The following is a 15,663-nucleotide window of genomic DNA, read 5'->3' as shown; positions in this document are numbered from 1 at the left end:
TATTCTATTATATGTGCTCTGAGTAAAATAACAAGGGGAAACCCAATTACCCCCTAATCTCCCTTAACCCCCTAATTTGCTTTCTAGAAAAATGAGTATATGGTCGCCAATCCGGCCACCACCATTACCGCGGTCACTAACCAGCCAAAAAAGGTGGTAACGGGGTGATTTACTCTGCTGCCCATAATCTTTTTGTTTGACCCAATTAGCACAATTAACACTAAAATTACCGGTGCCACCAATCCGTTGGCCACCGCCGAATAAATTAGCACTTTAATTGGATCAAGACCAATAAAGTTCATTGATAACCCAAGTAACATGGCGATAATCATTACGCCGTAAAATGCATATGCAGACGTGAGTTTGCGATACAGTCCTTGACGCCAACCCATGCTCTCCGAAATCGCGTATGATGCCGAACCCGCCAGCACCGGAATACCAAGCAAACCGACACCTAAAATGCCGATAGCAAACAGCCAAAACGCGCCGTTTCCGGCGATTGGTCTAAGCGCCTCAGCCGCGTCTGCCGCCGAACCGATATTGTTAATGCCGTTCTGGAATAAGGTAGCTGCACAGGCTGCAATAATGAAAAACATCGCAATATTCGACAAAAACATCCCCGACCAAATGTCGATGCGCATATCTTTGATTTCCGCGTCATTAACTTCTGATTGGCGTGATTTGATTGAGGTATGCCCAGTCAAAATTTGCTCTTCCACTTCTTGCGATGTCTGCCAGAAAAATAGATAAGGAGAAATGGTGGTACCTAAAATACCACAAATCAAAATTATTTGCTCTTTAGAAAAATTAAGCGAGGGCTTAACCGTGTGCAATATTACATCGTTCCAATTTAATCCCACCGCAATCGCCGAGAAAACATAGGCAAACAACACCAACGCCATCCATTTTAGATATTTGGCATAAGTTGCGTAGCTCAAAAATACCTGCATCAACAAGCAAAGAACCGTGAATCCAACCACTAATAATCCGAAACTAGCCTTTGGTGCTAACAATTGAGTTGCTTGCGCCATCGCCCCCAAGTCTGCGCCGATGTTAAAGGTGTTGGCCGCAAACAATAGTACCGCACATATATAAATAATCGATTTGGGAAAGTGATGCCGAATGTTAGCCGCTAAGCCCTGCCCGGTTACCATGCCAATACGTGCGCACATTTCTTGCACAATCGCCATTAACGGAAAAGTAAAGGCGGCCAACCAAAGCAACCCAAAGCCATACTGAGCTCCGGTCTGAGAATAGGTGGTGATACCGGAAGGATCGTCATCGGCCGCACCAGTGGTTAGTCCCGGACCTAATTTATGCCAAAAATCGCGCGTGGTTTTAATTGGGCCATGATCAACTACCGCGTGCTCAACTTTGGATGATATTTCGACGGTTTTTTCCAAAACCTCTGCCGGTGCTTCGGCGATTCGCTCTATCATCGGTTCTTTGGGTTTTTCATCCATTATTAACTCCGTATTTTCTTTACTGTATCATAGATTGTTTTGGCGGAAATACCATATTTGTCCATTAGCTGATTAGGCTTGCCCGAACGCGGAATCTCATCAATCCCCAATTTGGTAATATGCGGGATAATTGATTTACTGCCAACAAACGCGTTTAACACCGCGTCACCTAAACCGCCTTGCAACCGATGGTCTTCCACCGTAACGAAATATTTTACCTGTGACGATATTTGATGCAACGTTTCTGTATCGATCGGTTTAATGGAATACGCATCTACCACTTTAACCGCAATGTTTTCATTTTTTAGCATTTCGTACGCTTTCAACGCTTCATGAACCGTGACCCCGCTGGCGATAATCGCCACCACATCGGCCGCGCTTTCTCGTAAAATTTTGCTGCCACCGACCTCGAATTTCTCGTCCATAGAGTAAAGCGCTGGCACTTCGGGCCGAAACAGACGCAAATATTTAATGCCGGTTTGATTTAGTAATTCTGGCAATAATTTTGCTGTTGATATTGCGTCGGCTGGGCAGATGATTGTCGACTGGTGAATCGACGAAAACATCGCTACATCTTCCAACCCCATCTGACTGGGTCCGTCTTGTCCGATCGATACCCCGGTATGAGTACCAACAATCAGTAAATTCGCATTTGATATGGCACTCATGCGAATTTGATCAAACGCGCGAGTTAGAAATGCGGCAAAAGTGGCGACAACCGGATAAAACCCCGCTTTGGATATACCGACGGCGCCATCTATCATCTGTTGCTCGGCGATGTAAGTTTCAACAAATTGATCCGGCAGTTTATCGCGGACTAATGCGGTGAAAGTGGAGTTAGCCACATCGCCATCAAAAACGATAATTTTTTCATTCTGTTTGCAAATTTGTTGTAAAGTTTGACCAAAAACTTGGCGCAGAGAGAGCACCTCCCCTTCTTTGTCATTTCGACCCAGGGAGTTTGCCGAAGCGACCACGTTGATCGCAACAGTAGTATCTGGCAACAACATAGTCTTTTTCGGAGCCGCGACCTTTACCGTCAAATCAGTCTGAACCACGCCCAGCTCACACAAGGCTTGATCAAGATCTGGCTCAGATAATGCTACGCCGTGCCAATTTGGCTCATCTTCTAAGTAGGACACGCCTTTACCCTTAACGGTTTTAGCCAAAATAACCGTCGGTTTTTGTGAGTCAAGCTGACCGAAAGCAGCATCAATCTCTTTAATATTATGCCCGTCGATCGTTATTACGTGCCAGCCAAACGCCTCGAATCTGTGCTGATAAGTTTTGATATCCCATCCATATGCCGTGGCCGCACTTTGCCCGAGACGGTTAACATCCACAATGGCTGTGAGATTTGATAAATGATGCTGGCTGGTAAATGCCGCGCTCTCCCAAACCGAGCCTTCGGCCAGTTCGCCATCGCCGAGTAAAACAAAAACACGCCCAGTTGAGTTAAGTCGACTTAAACCTAAAGCTAACCCAGATCCAAACCCAAGCCCCATCCCCAACGATCCGGTAGCAAAATCAGTGTATTTAAATCGCGGTGTCGGGTGCCCTTCCAACGTCGAATCAAGCTGACGATAACGCCACAACTCGTCAAAGCCAATCGCCCCCATGCACGCATACAACACGTAATATAAAGGACTGGCGTGACCTTTAGAGAAAATCAACCGGTCATTGTGCATATTTTGCGGCTGGTCAAAGTCAAATTGATAATGCGATGCCAAAACGGCCATCAGCTCTACCGCAGATAGCGAAGATGTGACATGACCAGAGCCTGCAGTAGAGGTCATCTGCAAAATCCAATAGCGCAAGCTTTTGGCTAGCTGTTCGTATTGATTAATAGTCATTAGTTTTAGTGTATTTGATTTTATGTGCGATGTCATCATAGTGTCATTTCGACCCGGGGAGCCGGCTCGAGCGACCACGTTGGAGAAATCTAAGAAAAAGTCCCTTCAAATTCTTTTTGAGATTTCTCCACCCTCGAGACAATGCTCGAGGAGTCGAAATGACAGCTAGCTATGTTGGTTAACAACTGAAATTTGATATGCTAACATGGACTTGAGGTGAATATGAGCAAACAATTGTACAAGATCCCTGCTGAAGGAATGATTGGTGGAGTATGTGCCGGATTGGCAGATTATTTTGACATCGATGTGTCAATAATTCGCGTAGTATTTGTTATTTTAGCATTGCTACACGGCGTAGGCGTGATAGCATATATTATTTTACTGGTTATTCTACCGGAAAAATCTGCCAGCGCAGCTAAAGAACCGGAACAACCACAAAAGTCATCTAACTCGTCTGCTTTGTCTCACTGGCGAAAACACAGCGAAATGATCGGCATGGCGCTGGTATTTATTGGCATACTGTTAGTAATCGCCAATTTTCTCGCCCTGGCAATTTGGCTGCTTTGGCCAATTTTCTTCATCCTAATTGGTTTAATGATATTATTTAATCCACAAATAAAGGAGTAACGTGTCTAGACAATTTTCGTTATTTGGATTCGTCTTAATCTTAATTGGTGTGTTAATGCTATTAACAAATTTGGGATACGTTAAGGTTGATGCCTCAATTTTGTACAATTTTTGGCCACTTTTGCTGGTTTTTGTTGGTCTTAGAGCTTGGTTGGGCAAAGAAAAAGTTGGCCTAGCCAACGTAATTATTGCAATTCTAATTCTTTTGTCAGTTTGTGTATCGATTTCATGGGATAACCATTCTACATGGGACTGGAGCAAAAACATTCTTCATCAAGAAAACGTCCTCGATCTCTAAATTTATTTGGCAGGGGATAAGCGAATCGGACGCTTCGAGGCAGGTTTTGGAGACCCGCCCGTGCCCAGCACATCCCCTATTGTTTTCCGTGAACGACCGTAGACCAAGCTTTAGCTTGCTTTCAAATTGGTTCTCTAACACGCTAAAGCGTGATCTACAATTCTTTTGCGATAACAAATCGTGATGTTCCCCCTCCCATCATACAACCTATTTCTTTTCTTTATGCAAGGTGCGTTTGCGGCAAACTTTGCAATATTTTTGCAACTGCAATTTTTCCGGCGTGTTGGTACTGTTGCGCTCACTATGAACGTTACTTAAACCACACACTGAACAAATCATTACCGCTGTTTTTCTTGCTTCTTTCTTGGCCATTACTTCTTTCCTTTCCCTGAATTACTTAAATCTACTAATTCAATTTTGATCTTTTTTGCGACGTCGAAAATGCGTTCGTCGCGATAAAACTCACCAAATACCACCTTTTTAATCCCACTGTTACTAATCAGTTTGAAACACGGCCAACATGGGCTAGCAGATGTGTACAAAGTGGACCCGTCTAGCATTACTCCGTTACGCGCCGCTTGAACAATGGCGTTAGCTTCGGCGTGAATGGTACGCACACAATGACCATCTTCCATCAAATGCCCTGCATCGTCGCAGTGATCTGTTCCAGCCACGCTGCCGTTGTAACCGGTAGAGAGGATGCTCTTGCCCTTAACAATCACCGCGCCAATATGTTTGCGGTCACAAGTGGAACGGGTGGCCGCCATTTTGGCAATCTCCATAAAATAATGATCCCAATCTGGACGATTATCTTTGGTCATTTGTTATTTCCTCTACAATTTTGTCTAATTGTTGATGAAGTTGGTTAATATCACCACTGTTTCGCACTTTGAAATCTGCCTTTGCCACACAATCGTCTATCGACTGTTTGGCTGGATCAGTATTGTGACGCTCGCGGTTTTCTTGCTCAACAAACTGCGCCAGGGTCTTAGGTTCGTTGGTACGGCCAACACGCGACAACATTCTTTCATATCGCATCTCAACTGGTGCATCCACAAATATTAATTTGAACGCTGCGACCTTACTAAGCTCCTCGATTTCGAGCTTATTGCGAATCCCCTCAATTACAACCTTGTCTTGTGGATTAATAGACTGAGCGATTTTTTTGGTCCAGTAGCCAAACCCGTGTTCGCTGCGCAGCTTATTGGCATAGGCGTATTCGTTGTCGCGACCAAGTTCGATGCCATTTTCGGTCATCTCGGCGCGGATGGTATCACCGTATCCTCGCTTAGAAAAACCGTGTTTTGACGCTAAATAATCAGCCGACTCGCCCTTCCCCGCACTCAAATATCCGGTAATGCCAATAATCATCACAATCCTATTTTAATGGAGCCCATGTGGAGGGTTGAACTCCAGACCTCATTCTTACCAAGAATGTGCTCTACCAGCTGAGCTACATGGGCAGATGCGAACAAAAAATGGTGCCGGGAGAAGGATTTGAACCTCCGAAGCCGTAAGGCGTCAGATTTACAGTCTGATGTAATTGACCACTCTACCATCCCGGCACAAATTATTTGGAGCCGACGCGCAGACTTGAACTGCGGACCGACTGTTTACAAAACAGTTGCTCTACCAACTGAGCTACGTCGGCAATTATTAATATTCTGGCTACCAATGTACTTATTTTAACAGATATGTTCATTTTGATCAACACCAGACCTTACGGTCAGCCTGACGAGCACCGTAGGGGCGGACTCATACTTGTCCTCCGTAGCCTTCTTGACCTTCCGTAGCTTTCTTGACCTTCCGAAGCTTTAGCGTAGGAGGTAGCGTAGGAGGTGGCGAAGGGGGATGTCCGCCCGTTTTACGATTTTGAATTTTCAATTTCGAATTTGTTTCGAATTTAGTGCTTCGGATTTAGTGCTTCGGATTTAGAATTTTGGTACTCAAAAAGCCGCTTTGGTCCCGCAAGATTCGGTAGTAACAACCGTCTTATTGCTAAAACGATTATATAATCTTGCGGTGCCAAAACGGCTATAATCCGTCGGTGAGCATGCTTGGTTTTTTACGCTCAAGCTGATTTAATTTCCTTATCTGTTTCGTCGTAATTTTCAACGACTCATCAGCCCCGTTTCTTGCGGGGGACAGTTGGGTGAGGAAGATTTATTTTCTTCCCCACCCCAGTGGCTAGTTTCATTATGCGAAAAACTACCAAAACGCTTTGGGCTACAGCGAGTGGATCAATGAAGAAAGCAATAAAAGCGCTTCCTCCATGATCCCCCGCTCGTCCCGATAGTGGTTCCGGATCAGCCCCTCAAGAGAGCTGTACCGGACGTGGATCCCGCGACGGATCAGGTATGGCTTGCCGTCGGGGGTGTAAAGCCCCCACCAGTTAGCCTCGTTGGGCGAACAAGCGCGGCTATCCACCATTGGGACAGCCACCAGCTGCTCCCCGTACAGGGGAGGGATCATGATCCCGCGTAACTGGAAGAGCCACTGGCGCTCCTCCGCTTCTTCCGCGGTTGCCGCCTTCTCGGCGGCCTCGTGTTGCTCGCGCAGCCACTTGGCCACACGGCACCACTCGTCCAGCCGCCACCCCCCACTCCAGCTCTCCTCCTTCAAATCCCAGTACGTCTGGGTATCAGGAGAAAAGACGAAGCCCCCGGGAGGACTGGTGCGCCACTCATCGCGGAGGGCAAGCACCCTCCTTGCCGCCACCTGCACGTCATTATGCTTAGCGACAAAGTAGAAGCGCACACCCTGTATAAGGGTATGGAGAGAAACCGACCTCTCCATTGAACTCACCGAGAAACTCCAGTATTCGTTCTGATGACGAACGATTTCTGGTATATCGCCCATCACCAGGGCAATCAGGTCGTGGGTTTTCTGCAACATAGCGTCCCACGACCTTTGACTTTCCTGGCGGGCCACTTCCTCAGCGGCCGCCAGCCGCTTTTCCTCGGCGATCTCCTGCCTCGCGGCAAGAATATCGGCCGGGACGGGGTGCCCGGGCCAAACGTCTTCGAACCGGGCAAACAGCGTGTTGATCACACTGAACGCCCTTAACCCGCTATCCACATTAAGGATAGCGCCCCGGAAGTCTGGGTGGTTATCCCAAAATTCCCGGGCTGTCATCCAGCCGTCGTACAGCTGCGACGACCGGATCTGTACGACTGGGATCCGAAGGCGCAACGTCCCCTCCGGCACGGGAACCAACTTATACTGAAGTCGGTCCCGTTTTGCAACAGGCGCACCACTCGGCGCGGTGTCACATACTGTCACCGTGGACGGATCCACGATTCCCGTGAGCGGCAGCTCAGCCGTCTCACCCTTCTTGCGAAAGGCGATTGTTGCCATTTCTATTCCCCCTCCCAGGGGTTCGGTCAACTTTGCCTTACGGCTTAGATGGCCTACAAAGCAGATGCGCGGCTATGCGCCATACGCATCTTTTTCCCTTACGCCTGAACGGCATAAGCCCGAGGAGGGCCAAGTTGGCAGGGTAACCAGCTCGTATATGATTCATAAAATATGATGCACATACGAACCGACCAACCTGTCTAAATTCATCTACAAAGTCCCCAAACCTTTTGGAAACTTTGGAATGAGGAGGGCGGGCGCGAACAGCGCCCTACCCTCCAGTAGACTAGACTTCGCGGATGTTGAGGATCTCCAGGCCGTTGGCATACCGCTCCAGATACCACCTACGGCCGTTTCCGGAGATAATCAGATCCTCCGGGAAATCCCCCTTCTCGAACTGGACATGTACCTGCCGCATGTTCGGCCACTTGAGCCAGACCGCTCCGCCGGAGGGCTCGTCAAAAACTCCTCCGGTTTCCGCGACCCAGTCCAGGAAGGACTGAGGAACCTGGCTGTCGTAGTTCGGGATGGTCAGCCATCCCGCAGGAATCTTTCCCTCCCACGGACACCAGTGGTAAGTCGCCTCTGGCACCAGCGACAACAGGTAACGAACGATTCGACGCGGCGCCCAGACCTTGACCCATGGCGTGAAAAACGCCTCGCACTTCGCGACATCTGCGAGACCCGTACCTTCTGGAAGACTAATATCCTCTCCTCCAAGGAACGGGAGGAGATCGTACGGCGGCTGCCTGATGATCTCCAGCAGCCGCGTTGCTGCCTCGCCGGTGGCGTGCAAGCCACCAGACCGCCCGTAGTAGAAGGTGCGTCGCCCAGGGCTGGTTCCACTTGTTGTCGTACTCATCGTCTCCCCTTATGCCTGCCAGAGTTTCACCCCTAGTCAGGCGGGTCGTGGGTAGGTGCGAGTCGTCGCGACCCACCCGAAGCGTATTGCCATCCCCTACGGGGAGTCGATTCATCTACAAAGTCTCCAACCTTTTGGAAACTTTGGAATGAGGAGAGGCGGGTGCGGTTGCACCCGCCTCTCAACGAATGCGATTTGGATCGCGAACCTCCCGATTATGCGCATCGGGATGCCAGATCGTTTTTGCCGAAGAACGATCCAAAAACTTCTATTGCGTATGTCTACTGGTTTGAGGCTACGACATGTCCACGGTAAACCCGAATCATTGCCTCGTAGACACGCGAATACGTGCCCGTGGACATGTCCACGTCCTCCGCCGTGAGGAAGCCGGTACGGGCAACCCTGGCATCCGCACTGGCGGCTGCCCTGACCTCGCGCTCAATGATTCTGAGCGCTTCACGCTTCACGATCACCCGAAGGGTGGGAGGGCCGGATATTGTGTCATCCGCCCACCCATCGACGATTCCGAAGATGGGCATCTGATCGGTGCCCCGAGACGCCACATGCCCGTCTGGCACGTTCGTGGTCGCCGGGAAGTTCTCCGCCGACCACTGGCCCAGGTAGTGCTGCAGGCGGACACAATATCCGACCTGCGGGCCTGGCACGTCAGGGAGCATGCCGTGCCGCATTGCCGTTCGGCGAGCGGCGGCCACCATGTACTCCTCCTCCCGGCTGCTCTCGAAGCAGGAGTCGGAGATGAAGTGCTCTCCGGTGTACGGTGCAACCCGGAAGTTGACCGCCATCTCCAGCCACTCGCGAGTGGCATAGCGGACGACCATCTGGCCGCCGCGCGGGCCACCATATTGCTGCCAATCGACGCGGTACTTTGCGTCGACGGTCGGCTCAACTTCCAAGCCAAGCCATGACATATTTCCTGTAGCCATTTCCGTTCTCCCCTGTTGCCTGCCAGAGTTTCACCCCTAGTCAGGCGGGTCGTGGGTAGGTGCGAGTCGTCGCGACCCACCCGAAGTGTATACCATCCCCTACGGGGAGTCATTTCTTCATCTACAAAGTCCCCAACGTATTGGAAACTTTGGAATGAAGAGGAGTGGGCGCTTGCGCACCCACCCCTCCGTGTGAGCTACTTGCCGGTCTCCATCTCTCGGAGCTGATCACCGAGGGTGAACCTCGGTGGCTCCAAGTCTGTCGGAGCCGCGACGGAAGCCGCCTCCGGCAGGATAGCCGCCATAACAGCGGCCAACTTCTCCAGCTGGGCGGCCTGGCAGCCACGAGCTTCTAACTGCTCGCGGAACCATCGGGCAACCAACTCCAGACTGCCTGAGCCAATCTGCTGGGACTCATGGTAGTCGGTCTGGCCGAACTCCGGTTCGGCGTTGCAGCACCAGAACCGGACGTACCAATGCTCTATCCCCTCGGCCATGAGATAGAAGAAATCGTTCGTCGTCCCATACGTTGGGAGCAGAACGACATGGTCTTGGTAGACCGCGATGGGCAAACCCATCGCTGCCAGGGCGTGAGCCTCACGACACATCGCCCTGAAGTTCTGACCGAGCAGCCGCTTTGCCCGTTTGTACGAAGCGTCGAATTCCATTGAAATCTCCTTGCCCTGCCTGCCCATTTGGGTCAGGACTTATAGACTCGGACATCAAGCCATCCGTCGGCTTGGGTTAGTAAAGAATAAATCTTTCCTAGCCTAAACCAAGGATTATCGAAAGTTTTTCATAGACTGGATTCCCGCCTTCGCGGGAATGACAAGAGGAAATCATCTACAAAGTCCCCAACCTTTTGGAAACTTTGGAATGAGGAGAGGCGGGTGCGGTTGCACCCACCCCTCCGTGGAACTAGTTGCTGGCCTCGGCCGCCTCGCGGCCGCGGCCACCCCGCTCCGACCGAGGCTCGTTCGCCTGCTCGATTGCGTCGAACAGGATCGGTGCCTGGCCGTCAGTGTGGAGGTTGATCTCCTCGACCCAGCCGAGGATTTCCTCCGTGGTGGCGCCGAGCATGATCATCTTACAGACCGCCTCGGCAAGCGGCATAGCCTCGGGAACGTACATCTCCCCGTCGATCGGGCGCTGCCGAACAGCGCGCTCGATCTCCAGGACAAAATCGTCCCGGGTCGGGATCAGAATCCCGAAGGCCTCACGCGTGTGGGACCATTTCTGGAGCAGCCCGACGACCGACTCCCACTGGGAGAGGTCATCAAGGTCGAAGAAGCGGTCGTAATACGCTTCCGCGACATCCGACCAGGAACCCGGGCGGCCTGCAGGACTGAACGCGGGGAGCGCGCGGTTGTCCGCGAACGTTTCCACCACGGTGTACCCGAACGACACGGCGGCGCCAATCAGCGCCAAAGCTTGCTTGCGGTTCATCTTGTTGCCCTCCTTATGGGCGACCTGCAGTACTCCCTCCTTGTCGGAGGAGACTATCAGAGAAGCGCATTGCTTCTCTTCCTCTCCAACCCAAACGGAGGAAAGGTCGGAGTCGGAAACGTGCTTTCCAAGCAGCCTCGAAAGGCGCTCAGAAACCGTCTCGTGGTCACAGACGTCGGGCACTATCACTTCGATAGTCCGTCCACCGTTCTGCGACAAGATCGTCACGAGATCCGACTCTGGATTGTCGACGACATGAGACGCGTCGACGATCTGCCCGTTAGCGGATTCCATCTTTTTCCCCTCCCAGGGATCTGGTCAACTTCGCCTTACGGTTACGCTGACCGAATACTTGGTGCGCGGCTTACGCCATACGCACCAGATGCCGTTTCCCCAACGCCGTGACGGCATTAACCCCGGGGAGGGGTAGGCCAGACGAAGTTAAACTCCATCGGCTTGGGTTAGTAAAGAATAAATCTTTCCTAGCCTAAGACGAGGATTCTTATACATAGATTCCGGATCTAGTCCGGAATGACAATAAAATGTATGTCAACCAGAGAAAAGGATAATTTGTTAAGGTGCCGGTTCTGGGGTATCTACTTTTAGGTGGTGTTGTCCCCGCTCCATGTGTCTACTTGTCAGCAGTTTTTGGCGAGCGCCGTCTTGAAGAAAAATTCTACAAGATCTGATATTTACGGCTCTCTTCGCCATCAACCTACTTTTGCTGAAAGAAGAGTTCTGTTCCAAAGGATTAGGTGAACCAGTAATTTGACAATTTTTGCCAAGACTTGGTTGATCTAACTTTGGAACAGTCACCTCTTATTCAAAAGGTATCTGCCCTCCAGCGCGTGGGATAAATCCCATATGCCAGAAAAACAAAGCTTTGTTTTAAAAAAGACCTGTCCGCATCCGACGTCCAATCCCTATATAGAGGAAGGGGCGTCTTGATATGCTACCGACATATGTTAGACAAGCCATTTTTACGTTTTTGTTTTTGGGTTCTGCTGCTTATCGCGCTTGGTTTTAGCCTTGCTTGATTGCAACTCTTACATATTAACATACTAGATTATATTTGTCAATACCCTAGGTGTACTAAGCGTGATATTATATGATATTGTAATGTATTAGGTGATGGTTTATGCTTAATAGAGGTAGGTAAATGATGGATGACGAAATATTGTTATATGTCATTTCGACCCTAGGAGTGGGTCACCACGACTGTGTTGGAGAAATCTAAGAATAAATCCCTTCCAGTCTTTTATATAGATTCCGGATCAAGTCCGGAATGACAATGCTGAGGTTTGTATGTCAATTACTCTCGAACAATTAGAAACCAAACAGCGCCAGCTGATGGCTGCGATGCCCATTTCGGTTGATGTTTTAGCTAAACTTAATCATCAGTATAAACTAGATTTGGCATTCAACTCCACTGCCCTATCCGGCAAAAACATCACTGTGGACGCAGCAAAAGAAGTTGTGGAAAACTGGCAAAACTCACAGGCTCGAGATTTAATTGAAACCCACAATCACGCGCTAGCTTGGGAATACGTACGTCACTTGGCGAATACTATTAAAACTAAAGACATTAGCCAAGCAGAAATTTTGCATATCCATCGCATATTGATGAATAAAGTAGATAGCGTTCACGCCGGACAATATCGTACCGGCACCGTACGCAACGAACCAAATGAAAAAGTTAACGTGGCGATGGCCGAAATGGTGCAGTGGCTAAACGGCAATCACACCAAACATCCGGTTCAAATTGCAGCCGATGCACATTTAAAGTTAATTACCATTCACCCATTTGTAGAGGCAAACTGCCGCACGGCACGATTGTTAATGAATTTAATTTTATTGCAGAACGGTTATCCACCGGCCGTAATTCGGGTTGATGATCAAAGCCGCTATGTCACCGATTTGGAGGTGGCGCAGGCTGATGCCCAATTGGATGATTATTATCAGTTGATTTTTGAGGCAACTGACCGTTCTTTGAATCTGTTTTTGTCATCAATCGCATCAACAGCATCAACTGAGTTGCCCGAGCCAGCAAAGAAAACACGCCCACGCAAAATTTCCAATAAATTATTGAAAATCGGGCAGGTTGCCGCCGCCGCTAATGAAACCATTGCCACAATTAGATTTTGGACCGAAGAAGGGTTGATTCCAATTTATAATACCTCGGTTGGGGGTTATCAGTTGTACCAAACCAAGGCTGTAGATAGAGCCAGAGAGATTCGCCGTTTGCAGACCGAAAAACGGATGAGTATAAAAGAACTAAAAAATTATAAGTTTTGACCCTTCTTGGTGTCATTCCGGACTAGATCCGGAATCCAGTCTATAAATGACTTTTTTTATATAGATTCCGGGTCAAGCCCGGAATGACAGTACCTGACGCTTTCTTCAACGTCGAAATGACATATAAAAGAGATTTGTGCTATTCTGATCGTGATGAATAATATTATCCCATCCACTTTTTGGCAGACCGGGCAGTGCTTTTTGGTTGTCTCTACACCAAATTCTTGGCCACAAATTTTAACCGAAACATTAACTGAATTTAGTGTTTCGCCTTACGATCTGTCCGAAATTGGCAAAGACTTAACTGTTACCGTAGCCGAGACCAGAGAGTTGCGTAGGTTGGCTCACACCACCCCAACTCAAGGCAAAATGCGCTTGTGCGTCATTTATCAGTCCGACCAATTAAACCACGAGTCGGCCAATACTTTGCTGAAAGTGCTAGAAGATACCCCCGAAAAAACCCGTTTTTTATTACTGTCGAACACTAACAACGTTTTGCCGACAATTCTGTCTAGATGTGCCTATTTTAACCTCCAAAATCAGGCTCAGATTGATAGCCAAATTATTCCACTTGCTTTCGCCCAAGATTTTGCTACAGTGAGCTTGAAAATAGGTGAGACAGTAAAAAATGGATTGGCCACAAATTTGATTGATTCGTGGAGCAAAGAAATCATACAAAGTATGAACCCCAATGCAGACACACTTCGATGGTTAATCGAAATACGATCAGCAATTAGTCAGACGTCGGTTAACGCCACTGCTTTACTCGAAACCACCTATTTGCACATTACGCATCAAATCCCCTTCCCAAAATCATTAGAATTTAAAATTAGGACACGCAATGGGAATATTTGAAATTATCATTTTTGTGGCGGCGGCAATTATCTTTATCATATTAGTGCGCCGTTTTCCCGAAACCGCAGAAGGGGTGGCGCCAAAAGCAACGCAAAATAGACGGTTGTTTAAGTTTAAGTTTAAACTGCCGCAATTGCATTTTAAGAAATTCGGCCCCATGCGAGTGCCTTTTAATGATTCGATGAGTGAAAACGACCAAATTTCTGAGCCACAGCCAGATGTAACCAAGTCCGCTGAGCCAAATATTAATCAATATCAGACGGCAACAAATTCACAGCTAAAAAATTTACTGGCAGACGGGCAGAAGTATTTTGACCTGCGCCAGCTAGATATGGCGGAAAAACAGTTTTTGAATGCGGCCGCAATTGATCCAAAGTGCGTTCTTGCTTACTATCGGCTTGGACAAATTTATTTAGAACGAGGCATCGCCACAGCTATGCCCGCAGCGGTTGATGGGCCCAAAAGAGTAAATAGTGCGCTTGTTGATGCAGAGGAAGCTTTTATGCAAGCTTATAAATATGATCCAGCCAATGGGTATATTCTGCATTATTTAGGCCGAGTGGCTCAAATTGGCGAAAACTATAATGAGGCAGTAGAGTACTTTGAAAAAGCGGTTGGGGAAGATGATAAAAATGCCGCCTGGCACTTTGATTTAGGCCAAGCGTATTTATCGCTTAGACAGTACGGCAAAGCAGTGCGATATTTATCTAGGGCTTGGTCTTTGGAGCCCCGAAAATCACTTTATAAAGACGCACTAGATGATGCCAAAGAACGCGAACGCCGCCAAAGAACTAATAAACTGTAATTACCGTATATAATTTTAAATTTTAAAGGCTAAATTTTAAATGAATAAGAACCAAATGATTAAATTTTAAATGGTTCCTTATTTAGTCATTTAAAAATTGGCAACCATTCATTTGAAATTAAAAATTAAAAATTTATATTTTTGTAGATTTCTCTCTACGAGCTGGAGGCCGGAGGGTTATTAGCTGATTAGGAGACCCATCAGGATAAATACCAAAAAGCCCCGCGTAAAGCAGGGCGTTTTTGGTTTTCAACTGAGAATATTATTCAGCAGCTGGGGTCTCTTCGTCTGATTTTTCATCAGCAACTGGCTCTTCAGCAGGTTTGCTATCAGAGGCAGGGGCGAAAGAGTGAACCTGTGCTCGGTTCTTGGTGAAACACTCGTTGCACAAGATATCGTCTGGGTTATGAGGCTTAAAGTTAACAGTATCTTTTTTGCCACATTGTTTGCAGGTGATTTCTGTGCGTTGTTCGTCTTTGTGTTGTTTGTTTGCTTGGCGGCAGTCTTTGCATCGGCTTGGTTGGTTAGTAAAACCTTTTTGAGCATAAAATTCTTGCTCACCAGCGGTCCATGTAAATTCTTTACCACATTCTTTACAAACTAATGTTTTGTCTTCGTATGACATATTATTCCTTTGTTTTTTGGCTACCCAAGATCGACCATACTTGAGGGTTCTGTCCTTGGCTTAGCGAAAAAATAAAGGAAACTTCATTTTTCTAATCAGTTAGGACCTAAGGAAACAGTTCCTATCTATAAGTATAACCGAATATGAAATAAATGCAAGAGGGGTAGCAGAAAACGGAGGTCTGAGTACGGATGACAGAGTATTTTATCATTCCCTTTATCGTCCCTTTTGCT

General features: G+C 48.1%; 16 protein-coding genes and 3 tRNA genes. 5 read left to right on the top strand and 14 right to left on the bottom strand.

What is annotated here, in order from left to right:
• Window positions 1–83: 83 nt before the first annotated feature.
• Window positions 84–1,463, bottom strand: coding sequence for a divalent metal cation transporter (locus WC773_00515; GenBank protein ID MFA6081883.1), 1,380 nt, complete (start codon window positions 1,461–1,463; stop codon window positions 84–86).
• A 2-nt stretch (window positions 1,464–1,465) separates the two neighbouring features.
• On the bottom strand, window positions 1,466–3,352 hold the full coding sequence (locus tag WC773_00510) for a transketolase (GenBank protein ID MFA6081882.1): 1,887 nt from the start codon (window positions 3,350–3,352) through the stop codon (window positions 1,466–1,468).
• A gap of 186 nt (window positions 3,353–3,538) precedes the next feature.
• On the opposite strand from WC773_00510, the gene WC773_00505 reads away from it, so the two are divergent.
• Together WC773_00505 and WC773_00500 are read left to right on the top strand one after the other, a co-directional pair.
• Complete coding sequence (locus tag WC773_00505; protein MFA6081881.1) at window positions 3,539–3,943, top strand: PspC domain-containing protein; 405 nt, start codon at window positions 3,539–3,541, stop codon at window positions 3,941–3,943.
• 1 nt (window position 3,944) lies between these two features.
• Window positions 3,945–4,241: a DUF5668 domain-containing protein gene (locus tag WC773_00500; GenBank protein ID MFA6081880.1), complete on the top strand. Its 297-nt coding sequence runs from the start codon at window positions 3,945–3,947 to the stop codon at window positions 4,239–4,241.
• Between the two features lie 207 nt (window positions 4,242–4,448).
• Here WC773_00500 and rpmG read toward each other — a convergent pair whose 3' ends face one another.
• The 11 genes from rpmG to WC773_00445 all read right to left on the bottom strand — a co-directional run bounded on the left by rpmG (window position 4,449) and on the right by WC773_00445 (window position 11,144).
• On the bottom strand, window positions 4,449–4,613 hold the full coding sequence (gene rpmG, locus WC773_00495) for a 50S ribosomal protein L33 (GenBank protein ID MFA6081879.1): 165 nt from the start codon (window positions 4,611–4,613) through the stop codon (window positions 4,449–4,451).
• Entirely contained in the window at window positions 4,613–5,062 is a 450-nt protein-coding gene (locus WC773_00490; protein ID MFA6081878.1) for a cytidine/deoxycytidylate deaminase family protein, read from the bottom strand. The genes rpmG and WC773_00490 overlap by 1 nt, the downstream gene beginning before the upstream one ends.
• Complete coding sequence (locus WC773_00485; protein ID MFA6081877.1) at window positions 5,049–5,612, bottom strand: AAA family ATPase; 564 nt, start codon at window positions 5,610–5,612, stop codon at window positions 5,049–5,051. The genes WC773_00490 and WC773_00485 overlap by 14 nt, the downstream gene beginning before the upstream one ends.
• A gap of 16 nt (window positions 5,613–5,628) precedes the next feature.
• Window positions 5,629–5,704 (bottom strand) — tRNA-Thr (locus WC773_00480).
• A gap of 16 nt (window positions 5,705–5,720) precedes the next feature.
• Window positions 5,721–5,806, bottom strand: a tRNA-Tyr gene (locus tag WC773_00475).
• Window positions 5,807–5,816: 10 nt separating this feature from the next.
• Window positions 5,817–5,892: transfer RNA gene (locus tag WC773_00470), tRNA-Thr, on the bottom strand.
• Window positions 5,893–6,467: 575 nt separating this feature from the next.
• Window positions 6,468–7,598: a hypothetical protein gene (locus WC773_00465; protein MFA6081876.1), complete on the bottom strand. Its 1,131-nt coding sequence runs from the start codon at window positions 7,596–7,598 to the stop codon at window positions 6,468–6,470.
• 286 nt (window positions 7,599–7,884) lie between these two features.
• Complete coding sequence (locus tag WC773_00460; protein MFA6081875.1) at window positions 7,885–8,460, bottom strand: hypothetical protein; 576 nt, start codon at window positions 8,458–8,460, stop codon at window positions 7,885–7,887.
• A gap of 281 nt (window positions 8,461–8,741) precedes the next feature.
• Window positions 8,742–9,404: a hypothetical protein gene (locus WC773_00455; protein MFA6081874.1), complete on the bottom strand. Its 663-nt coding sequence runs from the start codon at window positions 9,402–9,404 to the stop codon at window positions 8,742–8,744.
• A gap of 197 nt (window positions 9,405–9,601) precedes the next feature.
• Window positions 9,602–10,072: a hypothetical protein gene (locus tag WC773_00450; protein MFA6081873.1), complete on the bottom strand. Its 471-nt coding sequence runs from the start codon at window positions 10,070–10,072 to the stop codon at window positions 9,602–9,604.
• 250 nt (window positions 10,073–10,322) lie between these two features.
• A complete protein-coding gene (locus WC773_00445; protein MFA6081872.1) occupies window positions 10,323–11,144 on the bottom strand; it encodes a hypothetical protein in 822 nt (273 codons plus the stop codon).
• Between the two features lie 1,011 nt (window positions 11,145–12,155).
• Between WC773_00445 and WC773_00440 the strand changes: the two genes are divergently transcribed.
• The 3 genes from WC773_00440 (at window position 12,156) to WC773_00430 (ending at window position 14,805) form a co-directional block, all read left to right on the top strand.
• Window positions 12,156–13,145 (top strand): Fic family protein, encoded by a 990-nt coding sequence (locus WC773_00440; GenBank protein ID MFA6081871.1) that lies wholly within the window; start codon window positions 12,156–12,158, stop codon window positions 13,143–13,145.
• Between the two features lie 153 nt (window positions 13,146–13,298).
• A complete protein-coding gene (locus tag WC773_00435; GenBank protein MFA6081870.1) occupies window positions 13,299–14,000 on the top strand; it encodes a hypothetical protein in 702 nt (233 codons plus the stop codon).
• Window positions 13,987–14,805: a tetratricopeptide repeat protein gene (locus tag WC773_00430; protein MFA6081869.1), complete on the top strand. Its 819-nt coding sequence runs from the start codon at window positions 13,987–13,989 to the stop codon at window positions 14,803–14,805. Before WC773_00435 ends, WC773_00430 begins: the two co-directional genes overlap by 14 nt.
• Window positions 14,806–15,067: 262 nt before the next feature.
• Here WC773_00430 and WC773_00425 read toward each other — a convergent pair whose 3' ends face one another.
• On the bottom strand, window positions 15,068–15,430 hold the full coding sequence (locus WC773_00425; GenBank protein ID MFA6081868.1) for a zinc-ribbon domain containing protein: 363 nt from the start codon (window positions 15,428–15,430) through the stop codon (window positions 15,068–15,070).
• Window positions 15,431–15,663: the final 233 nt, after the last annotated feature.

This window comes from Patescibacteria group bacterium (assembly GCA_041660565.1).
Classification (GTDB): Bacteria; Patescibacteriota; UBA1384; order CAJBMM01; family CAJBMM01; genus JBAZWC01.
Note: the sequence above shows the minus strand (reverse complement) of the source record. Positions and strands in the feature narration are given on the sequence as shown.

Bases quoted from the DNA above. Each gene is read 5' to 3' on its own strand.
- WC773_00515 (MFA6081883.1), bottom strand. From the start codon at position 1,463: ATGGATGAAAAACCCAAAGAACCGATGATAGAGCGAATCGCCGAAGCA.
- WC773_00510 (MFA6081882.1), bottom strand. From the start codon at position 3,352: ATGACATCGCACATAAAATCAAATACACTAAAACTAATGACTATTAAT.
- WC773_00505 (MFA6081881.1), top strand. From the start codon at position 3,539: ATGAGCAAACAATTGTACAAGATCCCTGCTGAAGGAATGATTGGTGGA.
- rpmG (MFA6081879.1), bottom strand. From the start codon at position 4,613: ATGGCCAAGAAAGAAGCAAGAAAAACAGCGGTAATGATTTGTTCAGTG.
- WC773_00490 (MFA6081878.1), bottom strand. From the start codon at position 5,062: ATGACCAAAGATAATCGTCCAGATTGGGATCATTATTTTATGGAGATT.
- WC773_00485 (MFA6081877.1), bottom strand. From the start codon at position 5,612: ATGATTATTGGCATTACCGGATATTTGAGTGCGGGGAAGGGCGAGTCG.
- WC773_00465 (MFA6081876.1), bottom strand. From the start codon at position 7,598: ATGGCAACAATCGCCTTTCGCAAGAAGGGTGAGACGGCTGAGCTGCCG.
- WC773_00460 (MFA6081875.1), bottom strand. From the start codon at position 8,460: ATGAGTACGACAACAAGTGGAACCAGCCCTGGGCGACGCACCTTCTAC.
- WC773_00455 (MFA6081874.1), bottom strand. From the start codon at position 9,404: ATGGCTACAGGAAATATGTCATGGCTTGGCTTGGAAGTTGAGCCGACC.
- WC773_00450 (MFA6081873.1), bottom strand. From the start codon at position 10,072: ATGGAATTCGACGCTTCGTACAAACGGGCAAAGCGGCTGCTCGGTCAG.
- WC773_00445 (MFA6081872.1), bottom strand. From the start codon at position 11,144: ATGGAATCCGCTAACGGGCAGATCGTCGACGCGTCTCATGTCGTCGAC.
- WC773_00440 (MFA6081871.1), top strand. From the start codon at position 12,156: ATGTCAATTACTCTCGAACAATTAGAAACCAAACAGCGCCAGCTGATG.
- WC773_00435 (MFA6081870.1), top strand. From the start codon at position 13,299: ATGAATAATATTATCCCATCCACTTTTTGGCAGACCGGGCAGTGCTTT.
- WC773_00430 (MFA6081869.1), top strand. From the start codon at position 13,987: ATGGGAATATTTGAAATTATCATTTTTGTGGCGGCGGCAATTATCTTT.
- WC773_00425 (MFA6081868.1), bottom strand. From the start codon at position 15,430: ATGTCATACGAAGACAAAACATTAGTTTGTAAAGAATGTGGTAAAGAA.